Consider the following 15,402-nt stretch of genomic DNA (forward strand, 5'->3'; position numbering starts at 1 on the left):
GCCGAATCTTGATTTAGATTCAGCTTTCCTCATAGCATCGAGATTTTTAGTAATAATAGCAGTTAACTCAAAGATGTAACTTTGTGTTTATCTTAAATTTACCAAAACCTCACCATCCTGTCATATTAAGCAACTTGTACAGGAATGATATTTGCTGTGTCTTTCACCGTGTTGTCTTCGTTGCAATAGACCAGTTTTGGCTGATACGTCGATGCTTCAACTTCATCGAAATGCGCGTAAGCACAAATAATGACGATGTCGCCTAGGTCTGCCATATGAGCCGCAGCACCATTTAATGAGATAATACCAGAGCCCGCCTCAGCACGGATAGCATAGGTGCGAAAGCGCTTGCCATTGGTCACATTATAGATATCGATAGATTCGTTTTCACGTAGACCAGCTAGGTCTAGTAGATCACCATCGATACCGCATGAGCCTTCATAGTGAAGCTCAGCATGGGTAACGCGAGCACGGTGTAATTTGCATTTAAGCATATTAAGTAGCATAGGTTGCTTCCTTAGCGTAACTGATATTAAATAACTAAATCAAAAGGTTAATGGGGACAAACGTACCAAAATAAAAGGCTATTACTATAGAAATAATATTTTATTCAGGCAATTTAAAGCCATTAATTTGTGAACGTGCTTTTTCGATATCACCATCTAGCAATAGTGGTAGCGCGTCAAAAGCCGCCGTCAATGCGCTGTCAATGGCGATTTGCTCATCGGGAGACGCTTTTGAGAGCACATGTCCACTGACTTTAGATTTGTGACCAGGATGACCGATACCCACACGCAGACGATGAAAGTCATTACCGATATGCGGCGTAATATCACGCAGGCCATTGTGACCACCGTGACCACCGTCGGTTTTGAGTTTGATGCTGCCAGCTGGAATATCGAGCTCATCATGAGCAATCAATAACTCGTCGTTTTTGATGCCATAAAAATTTACCATAGGCACGACTGACTGACCAGATTTATTCATAAACGTCAGAGGCATAAGTAAGCGCACATCAGATCCATGAATGTGCCCACGTCCTGTCACCCCGTGGAATTTTTTGTCAGGGGAGAGCGTGATGTTGAATTGTTGCGCCAAGTGATGGACAAACCAAAATCCGGCATTATGACGCGTAAACATATACTGCTGACCAGGATTACCAAGACCGACAATAAGCTTTATGGCCATAAAAACACCCTGCTTAAATTTGATAAATAAGGATAAGGTTTGAAATATTGATAGACAATATATTCTCAAACCTTAGGGCGTGTTGAACATTCGCAAATAGGCACTGCTGATCGCTAAAATTGTTCCAGACAAGGCACAAAGCGACGATAATGCAGATGCCTTAGCGAGATTTGTAACGCAGTATGGGGCAATTTTAGCATCAGCCCCAACGATAAAAGCAGGGGACAGGACTCTTTTTTGCCGCTTCATCGTTAAAAATAAGCGCTTAGAGTGACTAAGCTTATTATTTTTAACATCGAATCGCCTAAAAAATAGTCGCTGTCAGTGCCATGGTCGAATGTTCAACACGCCCTACTTACAAAAACAGCAGGAGATTTCAAATCGCCTGCTGTCTTCTTAACTAAACGAATCTGTTACTAAGTAGCACAAAATAAAATGCTACCTAGACATAGTATATTACTCGTCGTCGTTGCTTTCTTCAGCATCAGCGCCGTCGTTTTGCTCAGTTGCTGGTACTTCATCAGCATCAACGTCGTCAGCATCTTCGTCAACTTCTTCAACCGTTGGTGGCTGCATGTTAACGATAGTACGGTCATGGCCGTCTTCTAGCTCAAGCTCATGAATCACAACGCCTTCAGGAAGTTTGATGTCTGATAGACGGAACAAATCACCGATTTCCATACCAGATACATCTACTTCTAGATATTCAGGAAGTTGTGATGGTAGGCAGATCACTTCGATATCAGATACTAAAGTAGACAATACGCCACCAGCAGCAGTACCTGGCGCTTCTTCACGACCAACAAAATGCACAGGAACGTTCATGTGGATTTTTTGACCTTTTACAACGCGCTGGAAGTCAGCATGCATTGGGAAGCCTTTAGCAGGATGACGCTGCAAGTCTTTGATAACAGCTTGATGCTCGGTACCGTCAACATTGATGGTCAAGATGTGTGAAAAGAATGCTTCAAACTCAAGTGCTTTTACTAGCTCGTTGATTTTGATAGAGATCGCTGTTGGCTGCTCACCACCACCATAGATGATAGCAGGAACTAGGTTCTGCTTACGTAGGCGGCGGCTCGCACCTTTACCTTGTAGGTCAGCAGAACGATCAGTAGCGTTTAGTTCAAAATGATTATTGCTCATGGATATAATCCTATAAAAAGAATGATGAAGTGTCTGGTCATAAAAAAGTGGATTTGCGACCAATCCACTAATACGTGATGAGAGCTAATATCTATCGTTGCGTATAAATGACACAACTATCGATGTTAGCCATTTGCTTATAACAATGATTTTTATAGTAAAAATTACCAAAATAGCCATTATTATTCAGCATGATCAGCACTTTTGATAATGCTGGCCTGATTGAATAAAACAAACGGTCAGCACAGGCGCGCATTATACGGGATTTTGTAGTAATAATAAAGACCTACGCAAAGTACGTACATAAAAATAGCGTCAAGTACTGATACTTGACGCTATTATTTTTATGACTAAATTTTTATTGTCACTACAATGTTATTAAAATTTATAGCAATGACTGTCTCATATTAAGCATCAAACATCGCACTAATAGATTCTTCATTATTAATGCGGCGTAAGCTCTCAGCAAGCATTGGCGCGATACTGACCTGACGGATTTTGCTACAGGCTTTTGCTTCGGCAGATAATGGAATCGTATCAGTCACGACGACTTCGTCTAGCGCAGATTCGCTGATGTTTTTGAGTGCATTACCTGATAGGACAGGGTGAGTGATATAAGCTAAGACGCGGCGTGCACCATTCTCTTTTAGTGCTTCAGCGGCTTTACATAATGTACCAGCCGTATCGACCATATCATCAACGATGACGCAATCACGGTCACGAACATCACCGATGATGTGCATCACTTGTGACTCATTGGCACGAGCACGGCGCTTGTCGATAATCGCCATGTCGGTATCGCCTAACTGCTTGGCCATTGCACGGGCACGAACCACACCGCCAACATCAGGTGAAACCACCATGATGTTGTCATAATCTTGTTTTTGTAGGTCGTTTAGGAGTACTGGCGTACCATAGATATTGTCTACAGGAATGTCAAAGAAACCCTGAATCTGATCTGAGTGCAAATCAACTGTCATCACGCGATCGATACTAACGATGTTCAGCATGTCAGCGACGACTTTTGCTGAGATAGGTACACGCGCTGAGCGCGGGCGACGATCCTGACGCGCATAACCAAAATATGGCATGACAGCTGTGATACGACCAGCACTAGAGCGACGCAAAGCGTCAGCCATCATCATGATTTCCATCAAGTTGTCGTTGGTCGGTGCACAAGTCGGCTGCATGATAAACACATCTTTACCGCGTACGTGTTCTTTGATTTCCACGGCAATTTCGCCATCAGAAAAACGCGTGATGTCAGCTTTACCAAGAGGTATGTGAAGATGATCGGCTACGGTTTTTGCTAATTCTGGGTGGGCATTGCCCGTAAAAATCGCCAAATAAGGCATGACAGAAGTCCTATTGATTGACTCAAGCAGCGACCGCTAAGCAGTGACAAACTGCTCAAATTAAGAAAAGAGTGGTGAAAAAGATTGAAGACTACTATTACAGTAAAAAATGGCAGGGGTAGCTGGACTCGAACCAACGGATGTCAGGATCAAAACCTGATGCCTTACCAACTTGGCTATACCCCTGTAATGTCTAGGCTACGAACAACCGAAAGCTAATAGCGACTAATTCGTCATTCTTAGAATGGTGTCATGACCTGTCAGTTATGTTATAAACGATTGAGCCGCCTAAAACATAACCTTTCCCTAGCGGTGTTCATTGCGAACTATACCGAAACTGGGATAACGTTGTCAATGACAATAGCATAAGAGGTTATGTATAAACCGCTTATACTCAATGTATGTCTAACGCTTCGTACTAAAAAATGGCAGGGGTAGCTGGACTCGAACCAACGGATGTCAGGATCAAAACCTGATGCCTTACCAACTTGGCTATACCCCTATTGTGGCGACCTATTATAAGTAAATTTTCAGATTTTGCAAGTCATTTGCGCCTTTTTCTGGGATTTATTCGAAACTAAGTGAATTAGCCTGAGTTGCATCGCTACTATTGTAGTGAATAGGGGTCTTTTTATTAAGCCTGTCAATCGTAAGCTAATGCTGTGCGAGTTACTTTTGTACGAGAGGATTGACCACTCTACCACTCATAAATATTGCAGGTTCCGTCAAACAAGCTGTATTCTCTGGGTCTTCAATGACAATATCACCTTTTCGTAAATAGTAACTACCTATACGCTCTTTAATTATACCGCTAGTGACAACCTCCTCACCGAGCTTAACTTTGGTTCCATTTACAGAAATGGCTTGTTCATTCTCAAAAAGAATGGCTCTATCGGGATAAAAAATAGGACTAAGATACTTATCATCGTTCTGAACAAAGTATAAGCAGTTATCTTTTATAACGTATTTGCCTTTCAAAACAAAATTGATTTCGCGCATTGAAAGAGCCGGTGCGTAAGTAAATAGTTCAGCAGGTGAACTGGTTTTACGGTGCTGCTCAGAAGTAGATATATTCTGAGAGTTAGCTTGTAATTCAATTCCTAGCTGCGGTGGTAAAATTACATTATCAGACAAACGCTTGGAATTAGGTTCATCATAAGACTTAGGTAGCGATGTACACCCAGTTAGACTTAATGATAAGCAAACAAAAACCATACTTGTTATTGAGCATTTTTTTAGATATAAAGCATTCACGTTACAAACTCCCCACCACATACCCCGAACAAGGCGCACTTTCAATCCATGTTACCAACAGCGCTTTATCAGAGGCAATACTCGCATCTAACGGCAAGAATACCGCGCTACCAGAGCCAGTCATGCGTGCTGTACCCAGTGCTTGCGATTCTAACCCTTTTAAGTAATCTAAAGCCTCTGCAACAGCAGGAGCGAAGCTTGTCACTACTGGTGTAAAGACATTATGATAGGGCGTATTCAAATTTTGAACATAATCATTGGACTGGTTTTTGATGGTTTTAATCGATAGAGGGGTGATATCTCGATGTAGCTTAGGATGAGCAAATAGGGTAGCGGTATTGATATGCGCCTCAGGCGTTAAGACTAAATACTGCTGGTCAGGTAAATTGATGGCAGTTAATTGCTCGCCAATACCCATGGCAATGGCATCTTGACCAAAGATAAAGATTGGCACGTCTGCACCTACCTTTGCACCGATTTTTATCAGCGCATCACAAGTAACGTTAAGCTGCCAAAGCTCATTAAGTGCCAGCATAGTCGTTGCGGCATTGGATGAGCCACCACCCAATCCTGCGCCCATAGGCAAATGCTTGTCTAACCTGATAGTAATTGGTGCTAACTGCTCGGGCAGCGTGTTTGACTGTATGGCAAACGCGAGCAATGCGCGCGCCGCTTTGAAGATTAAGTTGTCTTCTATATTGGCAGTTATCGCCTCTGCACCAGCTAATACTAATAGCTGATGACAGAGCGTGTTGGCATCTGCTTTATTATCAGCCGTTTGTATCACAACATCATCCATGAGTGAAAAATGCAAATAATCGCCCCAATCGAGCAGGCGAAACACCGTTTGCAAATTATGATAACCATCAGCACGCTTGCCTGTAATATGCAAAAATAGATTGATTTTTGCAGGGGATAAACGCGTAACAGTAGAGTCAGATGCTTCGGCTATGTTTTCAATCATGTTTTTTCATCATAAAGTACGGACATAAACGACTATGGTAATGAGCAATAGGGGCTGATTTTTCAGTGGTGATACACTAGTAATGACGGACTAGTGATTAATCGTCATCACCACTTTATTGCCCTGTGGTTGTACAGCGCTGATTTTACTAGGGAGCTTGTCATTCCCTTTATAAGTAAAGCTGGCACTCCAGTCGCCATTGACTGAGCTGATCAATCGGTTTTGAGCATCTAGCTGCGGAGCGCTATCTGAGGGCGCGGGGCGACCAAAAATCCAGTAAGGCATTTGCGAGATAGGCGCTTGCCAGCCAGTGGCTTTTTGTAATAGTTCCTCAGGGTCATCAGCGGTCAATGTACCTGTCTTTTCACTGACTAGCGTCGCGGTTTGACCATTGTACTCGATGTTGGTTTTACCAATACCAAGCGCGCCGATGAGTTCAATAGCAAAACGATCGTTTTCTTGTCCCCATGCATAAAACGCACTACCACCTTGGGTACCTGAGGTGTCATTAGCAGGTATGGTCACCCCAATTTTACCCGTGATATTAAAGCTCTCTAGCTTTTTGGGCTGATCTGCGTTTTGAGCTTGCATCGTGGTTGGTTGATTGGTCGCGTTGGCTGTTTTTAGTGACTGACAGCCAGAGGTAATAACCATTGTAGTCGCTATCGCAGTAAGCAAAGCCAGTTTATTTGGTTTATAAGACATCGTTGATGCTGACATAATGTGCTCTCAAAATGGGAAAATGGACAGGTTAACAAAGATATTAGCTTAAGGGCTATTTGTTGCTCAGTTATGCACGGCTGTTAGCTTCTTATACGTCCCTTGTAATTGATAAGTGCTTTGTGACGTGTCAAGCCTAATGGCATCATGCCGCAACAGTTATTTTGAAAAACCACTATCAATATAGCTGTATGCTGTCATTGATATTGTGTTGTCCAAAGGAGAAGCGCTGTTGCAAATCTGCGAGTAGTGCTTCGACTTTTTCGTTATTGCCAAGACCTTGATAAGCACGCAGTAATAGAGTGCCTGAGCGCAGGGTTGGGAGCACATCGTAAGGCGTTTGCAGATAATCGATGACTTGCTTATAGTTTTCTTTGGCCAGTGCATTACCCGCCAGTACGTTTAGGGCCTGTAGATGAAGGTCATTATCGTAGCGCGGATCATCATAGCGAATCTGGATAATTGCTGTGGCGAGTGCCAGACCTTGCTCAGAGCTACGCTCGTTGGCCAATAGCAACTGTGCATAACTGAGCTGATAGGATAAATTGGTAGGATCGAGCGCCTGCAAATGATTAAGGAGTGTACGTTTGACGACATAGTCGCTTTTGTCATCTAACAGTTGGACACGGGCAAAGAGTAACATCTCATTATCAGGATATTTACGAGCGGCCCGCGTCAATAGACGTAAGGCTTCTTCTGATTCATTTTGCTGCCACAAAATATCGGCTTGCATCACAAAGGTGTCAGGGGCGAACACCGTAAAGTCTTTGCGTAGCTTTTCTAAAGTAGCAATGGCGGCGTCGACGTCGTCATTGAGCAATTCATATGCGACCACTTTTCGACGTGCTTCTAATACTAAGTCTTCTTGCATCACGGCATTGAGATAGTATTTGGCTTTATCAAACTGCTGCTGGCGCTCAGCACTGATACCGAGATAGTAATAAGCTTGGTCAAGGTAAGCGGGGTTTTTGGCAAGCATATTGAGTAGATCATCCGCACTCGCATATTCTTCGATATCCAAGCTCACTAGTGCTGCTAACAAGGTAATCTCAGCATCGTCGTTAAAGCGGCTGTGGGCTTCGAGCAATAGTTTCCAAGCTTGCTCGCTTTGTTTTAAGTCTAATAAGTAGCGAATCTCGTACAGGTACAAACTTTTGCTATCAGGATTGCGCAAGCGTGCTTGGCTTATATAGTTGACCACAGTTTCAGAGGTGACGATTTTGCGCAAGATGTCAGCCTTTAGGGTGATAAAAGGCACATAATCAGGCTGGCGCTCTAGCGCACGGTTGATATGCACGATAGCGATTTCGGGCTCATTAAATTGGTAAAGTAAACCAGCTTTTAATACGGACAGTGAAGCATTTTGCTCACTATCTAGTGGCTGCAAAGCGGCAAGCAGCTCGCGTTTGTCATCGTCATTATTGGGATAAATACCGATAAGGATTTCGCTCAAATCTGCACGCGGATCGTAACGCAAGATGCGGTTTAAGGTCTCGCCAGCTAAGATATAGTCGTGTGCCCGTAGTGCCAAATGCGCCACATAAAACCAAGCAGGTACATGATCAGGATTCTGGTCTTGCCATGATTTCGCAAAGGCTAATGAATCCTCAACCCTTTCATTACGCAATGATAGAGTTAGCGCCCTCTCAAATACCGCTGTGGCATCTTCTTTAAAAGATTGTTGCTTATAGATCGTCATCGCACGTTGTTTGTCATCACGATCCGCAGCAAACTCTGCATCTAATAGAGCATATAAACTGGGTTCGTTGAGTTCAGGCTGCCATAGGCTGGCTGGCGCTAGACCATCAATGTTGGTTACGCTATCTGTCATTTGGCTGTTTTTATGAACAGTCGTGCTGATAGAGGTGCTAGAAGTAGCATTATTATTTGCCCTGTTATCGCTAGTAATGACTGCTACTGGTGGCGTTTTTGCGGCCAATTCTGTATCAGCATGGCTGGCATGTGCAGGTACGGCAAGGCATAAACAGACGGCCAATGACAACGCTAGCTTATAACGCTGGCACAAACGATCAATAACGACTTGCAATAAAGCGCGGAGGCTAGATTGCTCGTTATAAAGAGGTTGTGATCTAGATAATGATCCAAAAAACATCATAGATAGTCGTGTTCGCCCATGGTTTACCTACATAGCTGAGGCAATTTTATTTTAATCATTTCAAATCAAATAGTGGTAATGAGTACCCATGACAAATATTATAAGAGCGGATGAACAGTATAAACAATAGCATCCGTGTTACTCATATCTGAGCAATCATCATTCTATTGATAGGCTATGACTGATACTTGTTTTAAGCATGAGTTATCTTGCTAAGACTTTTATACAAATAGGTATATTGATCAGAATACTGTGGAAATATAACAAGTTAGGCGACACTAAGCGAATGATTTATGATGATCTTAGCGACTATTTGCCAAAATACATCCATTGATTTTATCAATCATATCGGTAGTTGATTTGTTACATTTGCGACCAGATACAGAGATATCGCTATCATAGATGGGTGAGTGTTAATTAACGCCAGCAATAATGATATAATAAGCGGTTTTTAGGGTCTTCCTTTCAGCGCTGTCGTCAAAAACTGTCTTTTAAAAATAATAAGATAGCGTGAGTGGGCAGCTAGGCGTCATGTTTATGGTCTATCGATAATGAGATTAGTGGTCATTGGGGTCAATCACAAAACTGCACCAGTCGCTCTGCGAGAGCGCTTGGCGCTGGTGGGTGACGATGTGAATGTCGCGCTTGAGCAAATAGAATCCTTCACGGATGGCAGTGTGATTGTCTCTACTTGCAACCGTACTGAGATTTATGCGCTTGTGCCCCATACGTTGACCCCGCACCACTCACATTCATCAAGCTCGGCAGTCAATGAGCAGACAGATCACGCCATCTCCCACAATGATTTTAGTAGCAGTGCTCATGTCACATCAAGCATGATCAGCGCTCATATCCTCAAGATTAAGACGTGGCTTGCTGAATTCAAACAGCTGCCACTCGTAGATATCGATCCTTATCTCTATGTGCACCGCGACACGCACGCATTGACCCACTGGCTAAGAGTCGCAGCGGGGCTGGATTCTATGATACTGGGTGAGCCGCAAATACTTGGTCAAATCAAGCGCTCTGTGCATTTGGCACAAGAGCAAAAAGTATTGAGCAATCAGCTCGGTTGGATCGTTGATCAAGTATTTGCCGCTGCCAAACGAGTACGTAATGAGACGCAAGTGGGTGCACAAGCGGTATCGCTGAGTTTTGCGGCGGCCAAATTGGTCACGCAGATATTTGATGACTTGCCGAGTCGTACGCTATTGGTCGTCGCGGCAGGTGAGATGAATCGCTTGGTTGCCACCCATATCGCAGGACTTGGCGTTGGGCGAGTGATTATTTGTAATCGTAATCCTGAGCGTGCTGAGGCATTGGCGGCTGAACTGCGTAGTCCCAATCGCCGCATAGACGTCAGACCCTTGCAAGATTTGCCGCAAGTGCTGGCAGACGCCGATATTGTCAGCAGCTGTAGTGGTAGTATGGATTTATTGATTGATAAAACCATGACCATGCAAGCGCTTAAGCGTCGCCGTTATCAGCCAATGTTGATGATAGATTTGGCCGTACCACGTGATATTGACTCAACCATCAGTCGCATGGATGATGTCTATCTGTATTCTGTCGATGATTTGCAGCATGTGATTGCTGGCAATATTGAGCAGCGTCGGCAAGCGGCGGTCGATGCGGAACTTTTAGTCAGTCAATTGGTCGTTGAAATAGATCGTCGCTTCCAAGTTCGTCAAGTGGGTAAAGACATCCAGCAGTATCGTACCTGTACTCAAAATCAAGTAGATAAGCTACTGCATGAGTCCATTGCTAAGCTGCAACAAGAAGATAACAGTCCAGAAGACATTCTCATTGAGCTGTCACGGCGCCTGACTCAAACACTGACGCACGCACCATCCAAGCTCATGCGTAAAGCGGCCCGCGAAGGTGATAGCGATTTGCTAGATTTTGTGGTGTCTGGGCTACAGGATGCCCATCGCGGGCGCTAATGTTCTCACAGCGTCGATCAACGAACACTTACCAATAAAACTCTAATCACGCAAGCCATATCAGTGCCTGAGCGTATCGTTGTCAACCTCTAGTATCAGTGCTACTATCAAATCTTATGGATGATTTGGGTCAAGACAGTTTGGCTTGACATAGGGTGATGAGACTCGCTCATGTTGTGACTATAACGTGACTAGAAATAGTTTCGCCCCATGTTTATAGCCCTCATTAATGTGTATTAGAATCAGTGCGTTTGCATATCATGAATCTGAAGCATTGATATCAAAACAACACATGACCTCATCATCAAAGACAGTAGCGCTGGGTTAAAGGGTTATCTTGTCTATCCTATATCTTCTTCATTTTTGTTCGATATGAGTATTCGGTTGATACCAATCATCTATGGTACTTAACGATATTAGTATCTATATTATTTCCTATCCCCATATTATGGTATAAAAATAAGGTCCAAAAAATTAAGAAACAGTCATCATCTAATCATATACTAGGAGTGTTCCATGCCTGCATTACGTCAAGATATCGATCCAAACGGCTTATTAGAGTATTCGGTGGTCTACACTGATCGTGCGCTAAACCATATGTCAAAAGCCTTTCAGCAAGTGATGAATGACTTATCTAGTGATCTAAAATCTGTCTACAACGCGGATGCCGTGGTGATCGTACCGGGTTCTGGTACTTATGGTATGGAAGCGGTCGCGCGTCAACTGGCAAATGACGAAGATTGCCTCATCATTCGTAATGGTTGGTTTAGCTATCGTTGGACGCAGATTTTAGAAAAAGGCAAAATTGCCAAATCCTCTACCGTGCTCACAGCCAATCGTGCAGATGATAGCGAGTTACCAAAGCCGTTTGCACCAGTCGATATCGACACGGCGGTAGCTAAAATCAAAGAAGAGCAGCCAGCAGTGGTATTTGCGCCGCACGTCGAGACTTCGTCTGGCATGATTTTGTCAGATGATTATATCAAAGCGTTGAGCGCGGCTGTGCATAGTGTCGGTGGATTGTTGGTTATCGACTGTATCGCGTCAGGCTGTGTCTGGTTAGACATGAAAAACTTGGGTATCGATGTGCTGATTAGCGCGCCGCAAAAAGGTTGGAGCAGTACACCAGGCGCTGGTCTTGTCATGCTAAGCGAGGCGGCGGTCAAAAAAGTAGACAGCACAGAGTCTGATAGCTTTAGTATTGATCTAAAGCAATGGCTAAATATCATGCGCGCTTACGAAAACGGCGGTCATGCCTACCACGCGACGATGCCGACAGACAGCTTACGCCAGTTCCGTGATGCGGTGAATGAAGCCAAAGCGGTTGGTTTTGATAAGCTATGTGAGGCGCAGTGGTCGCTTGGCAAACGTATTCGTGAAGTACTAGAAGCCAAAGGCATCGAGAGCGTTGCGGCTGAAGGCTTTCAAGCGCCTGGCGTTGTCGTATCTTATACCGATCGTGATGATATGCATAAAGGCAGCGCTTTTGCGGCAGCGGGTGTGCAAATCGCCGCTGGCGTACCCTTAAAAGTAGGTGAGCCTGACAGCTTCAAGACGTTCCGTTTGGGTCTGTTTGGCTTGGATAAATTAACCGATATCGATGGTACGGTCACGCGTTTTGAGTCCGCACTGGATGAAGTACTAAGCCAGTAGTTATGATTGAGAAACCTTTTAAAATGATACCGCTAACTTTATAAGTACTTCTGAAGACGCTTTTATCATCATAAAATACTGAGCCGTTATTATCATCATACGTGCTCAGTATTTTTTTACCCTTTTATTATATTTTATAATATAATGTATTTATATAAATCGAACGTTAAGCAAATACTTAATAAACCTAAATGGGTAGTCCGTTATGAGTATACAAATAGACTGGCAAGCATTTACACCGATATCTCTAGTAGGTGGTCTGATGCTAGGGGTAGCGACAGTTATTTTGCTGCTCGGTATCGGCCGTATAGCGGGTATCAGTGGCATTTTTTCAAGCTTGCTAAAACCCAAGCGTGTAGAGATGTGGCAGATACTGTTTATACTGGGTTTGGTCATATCGCCCGTGCTGTACAGGCTGGCAAGACCGCTACCTAACGTAGAGATTAGCACTTCTTTGCCACTGTTAATTGCCGCAGGGCTATTGGTGGGCTTTGGCACGCGTCTTGGCTCAGGCTGTACCAGTGGGCATGGTATTTGTGGTAATGCACGTCTATCTCCACGCTCACTGGCCGCGACCGTCACCTTTATGCTGTTGGGTATTGTGACCGTGTATATCGGTCGTCATGTCCTAGGGCTACTATAAATGCTCAATGGCAGATTGCCATGAGATTGCTAGTAGGACTAAAGCACGCACGACATATGATAGTTAATAGAAGATAATAATAGCGAGATACGACGATGCTAAAAAATATAATCGGATTGCTGGCAGGGTTATTGTTTGGGTTTGGGCTGCTGGTGTCAGGTATGACGGATCCTGTAAAAGTACAAGGGTTCTTAGATGTGTTTGGCGCATGGGATATCTCCCTTGTACTGGTGATGGGTGGTGGTTTGTTCGTTGCATTTTTTGGTGTGCTGTTGGCCAAGCGTCAAGAGAGTAGCTGGATTGGCACGCCCATTGATATGCCAAGCAAAACCGTCATCACCAAACAATTGATTATCGGAGCCATGTTGTTTGGTATCGGCTGGGGGCTGGTCGGTATTTGTCCGGGGCCAGGCATCGTCTTGCTCGGGACGGGTCAGTGGCAAGCGTATGTGTTTATCCCTGCGATGATCATAGGGATGCTGGTCTATCAGTGGTTTGAGCCAAAAATTGGCTGATATAGTTAGTTCTCTATAAATTGGATACGGTGTCAGCCTCGCTTAGTCTACTATTTGTAGTACCTTTACTTGGCTTCCTTGTCTCCAAATTATATTGAACCAACTATAGTATAAATAGGCTAGCACTCGAAAAAAGGTCAGCCACGTATATGTGATTGACCTTTTTTATGAATGTTAGTTGATGACAGGATTTAATGTATTGTCAGATCACTTAGCACTCGCAGTGACTTTTGACGTTTCATGCGCCAACGATTTGGCTGCTTGGCGTAGCTCAAACTTTTGTACTTTACCCGTACTGGTCTTTGGAATTTCAGCAAAGACGATATATTTTGGTACTTTAAAACCTGCTAAGTGCTGACTACAATGCGCTATTACCGCATCGCGTTGCAAGGTGCTGCCCTCATGAATCTCGATAAAGGCGACGGGCACTTCGCCCCATTTATCATGTGGCGCGGCGACGACCGCACAGCTCTCAATCGCAGGGAGCTTGTATAGGACGTTTTCGACCTCGATACTAGAGATGTTCTCACCGCCTGAGATGATAATATCCTTGAGTCTGTCCATGATTTTGATATAGCCATCAGGGTATTTGACACCCAAATCCCCCGTGCGGAACCAACCATCAGTGAATGCTTCTTCAGTGGCTTTGCGGCTTTTTAGATAGCCTTTCATCACCATATTGCCACGTAGTGCCAGCTCACCCATCTCTTCGCCATCGGCGGCGACTGGCTCAGTCGTGCCTTGTTTAAATACCTCAAACCCTGTCATTAAGTGTGAGGTCACGCCTTGACGTGATTTTTTTTGGGCGCGGGTGGCGACATCAAGATCACTCCATTCTTCTTGCTCAGCGCAAACGGTCACTGGCCCATAGACCTCAGTGAGACCGTAGACGTGAGAGATATCAAAGCCCATCTCTTCCATTGCTGCCAGCATGGTTTCAGATGGCGGTGCCCCAGCGACCCAGCCTTTGACGGTATGCGTAATGGCTTCCTTATACTCAGGTTTGCCGCCAGCAATCATGTTATGGACGACGGGCGCAGAGCAGTAATGGGTCACTTGATGCTTGGCAATCAGCTGCAATATCAAATCCGCATCAATCTTACGCAAGCAGACATTGACCCCAGCGCGCTCAGCGATGCTCCACGGGAAGCACCAACCGTTACAATGGAACAGCGGCAACGTCCACAAGTAGGTCGGATGCTTTGGCATATCCCAATCCAAAATATTCGACACCGCATTGAGCGTAGCACCGCGATGATGATAAACGACGCCTTTTGGTTTGCCTGTTGTGCCAGAGGTGTAGTTCAGGGCAATGGCATCCCATTCATCCGCTGGCATCTCCCAATTATCCAAGCTGTCTGAACTGGCAATCAATGCTTCATAGTTCATCTGTCCAAACGGCTCGACATCGATAGCATGATCGGTCGCGTGAATGACAATGAGGTTTGGGAAGGTCTCATCGATGATCTCGGCGTGCTCCGCAAACTCGCTATCCAAGATAAGAACCTTGGCCTCTGAATGCTGCAAACAAAAAGTCAGGGCGTTGATATCAAGGCGCGTGTTCAATGTACAGAGTACGCCGCCTGACATGGGTACGCCAAAGGCGCATTCGACCATCGCTGGCGTGTTTGGCAGCATGACGGCGACCGTATCGTTTTTATCGATACCCAATTTGCGTAAGCCATCTGCCAGTTGGCGGCAGCGCGTATAAGTCTGTTGCCATGTCTGAGTGAGGTGATTGTGTGCAAGGTCATCATAAATGATCGCAGTCTTATCGGGATAAACCTGAGCGCTACGGATAATAAAATCAATAGGGGTGAGCGGTTGATAATTGGCAGCGTTTTTGCCGAGGCCGGTATGAAAATCTGTCATGATGATAATCCTTTATCGTATTTTTATAACGCG

The 15,402-nt window shown here is 44.5% G+C and carries 13 protein-coding genes and 2 tRNA genes; 4 read left to right on the forward strand and 11 right to left on the reverse strand.

The window, feature by feature from the left end; translation table 11 throughout:
- Window positions 1-125 precede the first annotated feature (125 nt).
- The 10 genes from panD to BLR43_RS00140 form a co-directional block, all read right to left on the reverse strand.
- Window positions 126-506: an aspartate 1-decarboxylase gene (gene panD, locus BLR43_RS00095; protein WP_010196068.1), complete on the reverse strand. Its 381-nt coding sequence runs from the start codon at window positions 504-506 to the stop codon at window positions 126-128.
- Window positions 507-606: 100 nt separating this feature from the next.
- Window positions 607-1,188, reverse strand: a complete 582-nt coding sequence (pth, locus tag BLR43_RS00100) for an aminoacyl-tRNA hydrolase (protein WP_093067285.1) — start codon at window positions 1,186-1,188, stop codon at window positions 607-609.
- Window positions 1,189-1,644: 456 nt separating this feature from the next.
- The gene (locus BLR43_RS00105; RefSeq protein WP_071002496.1) at window positions 1,645-2,334 is read right to left on the reverse strand and encodes a 50S ribosomal protein L25/general stress protein Ctc; all 690 of its coding nucleotides are present in this window, start codon (window positions 2,332-2,334) and stop codon (window positions 1,645-1,647) included.
- Window positions 2,335-2,741: 407 nt separating this feature from the next.
- The gene (locus BLR43_RS00110; protein WP_057758042.1) at window positions 2,742-3,689 is read right to left on the reverse strand and encodes a ribose-phosphate pyrophosphokinase; all 948 of its coding nucleotides are present in this window, start codon (window positions 3,687-3,689) and stop codon (window positions 2,742-2,744) included.
- A gap of 110 nt (window positions 3,690-3,799) precedes the next feature.
- Window positions 3,800-3,875 (reverse strand) — tRNA-Gln (locus tag BLR43_RS00115).
- A gap of 240 nt (window positions 3,876-4,115) precedes the next feature.
- Window positions 4,116-4,191 (reverse strand) — tRNA-Gln (locus BLR43_RS00120).
- A 167-nt stretch (window positions 4,192-4,358) separates the two neighbouring features.
- Window positions 4,359-4,943: a hypothetical protein gene (locus BLR43_RS00125; RefSeq protein WP_143007399.1), complete on the reverse strand. Its 585-nt coding sequence runs from the start codon at window positions 4,941-4,943 to the stop codon at window positions 4,359-4,361.
- A 1-nt stretch (window position 4,944) separates the two neighbouring features.
- The gene (ispE, locus tag BLR43_RS00130) at window positions 4,945-5,907 is read right to left on the reverse strand and encodes a 4-(cytidine 5'-diphospho)-2-C-methyl-D-erythritol kinase (RefSeq protein ID WP_071002493.1); all 963 of its coding nucleotides are present in this window, start codon (window positions 5,905-5,907) and stop codon (window positions 4,945-4,947) included.
- Window positions 5,908-5,997: 90 nt separating this feature from the next.
- Entirely contained in the window at window positions 5,998-6,627 is a 630-nt protein-coding gene (gene lolB, locus BLR43_RS00135; protein WP_071002491.1) for a lipoprotein insertase outer membrane protein LolB, read from the reverse strand.
- A gap of 178 nt (window positions 6,628-6,805) precedes the next feature.
- A complete protein-coding gene (locus BLR43_RS00140; protein WP_071002489.1) occupies window positions 6,806-8,743 on the reverse strand; it encodes a tetratricopeptide repeat protein in 1,938 nt (645 codons plus the stop codon).
- Between the two features lie 551 nt (window positions 8,744-9,294).
- Between BLR43_RS00140 and hemA the strand changes: the two genes are divergently transcribed.
- The 4 genes from hemA (at window position 9,295) to BLR43_RS00160 (ending at window position 13,497) form a co-directional block, all read left to right on the forward strand.
- Complete coding sequence (hemA, locus tag BLR43_RS00145) at window positions 9,295-10,686, forward strand: glutamyl-tRNA reductase (protein ID WP_093067289.1); 1,392 nt, start codon at window positions 9,295-9,297, stop codon at window positions 10,684-10,686.
- 516 nt (window positions 10,687-11,202) lie between these two features.
- Window positions 11,203-12,339 carry an aminotransferase class V-fold PLP-dependent enzyme gene (locus BLR43_RS00150; protein WP_093067292.1) on the forward strand — a complete coding sequence of 379 codons (1,137 nt, stop codon included), beginning with the start codon at window positions 11,203-11,205 and terminating at the stop codon, window positions 12,337-12,339.
- 205 nt (window positions 12,340-12,544) lie between these two features.
- The gene (locus tag BLR43_RS00155) at window positions 12,545-12,982 is read left to right on the forward strand and encodes a YeeE/YedE family protein (RefSeq protein ID WP_071002485.1); all 438 of its coding nucleotides are present in this window, start codon (window positions 12,545-12,547) and stop codon (window positions 12,980-12,982) included.
- Window positions 12,983-13,077: 95 nt separating this feature from the next.
- Window positions 13,078-13,497 (forward strand): DUF6691 family protein, encoded by a 420-nt coding sequence (locus BLR43_RS00160; protein WP_093067296.1) that lies wholly within the window; start codon window positions 13,078-13,080, stop codon window positions 13,495-13,497.
- A 207-nt stretch (window positions 13,498-13,704) separates the two neighbouring features.
- Here BLR43_RS00160 and BLR43_RS00165 read toward each other — a convergent pair whose 3' ends face one another.
- On the reverse strand, window positions 13,705-15,369 hold the full coding sequence (locus BLR43_RS00165) for an AMP-binding protein (protein ID WP_093067300.1): 1,665 nt from the start codon (window positions 15,367-15,369) through the stop codon (window positions 13,705-13,707).
- Window positions 15,370-15,402: the final 33 nt, after the last annotated feature.

It is taken from the genome of Psychrobacter pacificensis (assembly GCF_900101915.1).
In the GTDB taxonomy this organism is placed as follows: domain Bacteria; phylum Pseudomonadota; class Gammaproteobacteria; order Pseudomonadales; family Moraxellaceae; genus Psychrobacter; species Psychrobacter pacificensis.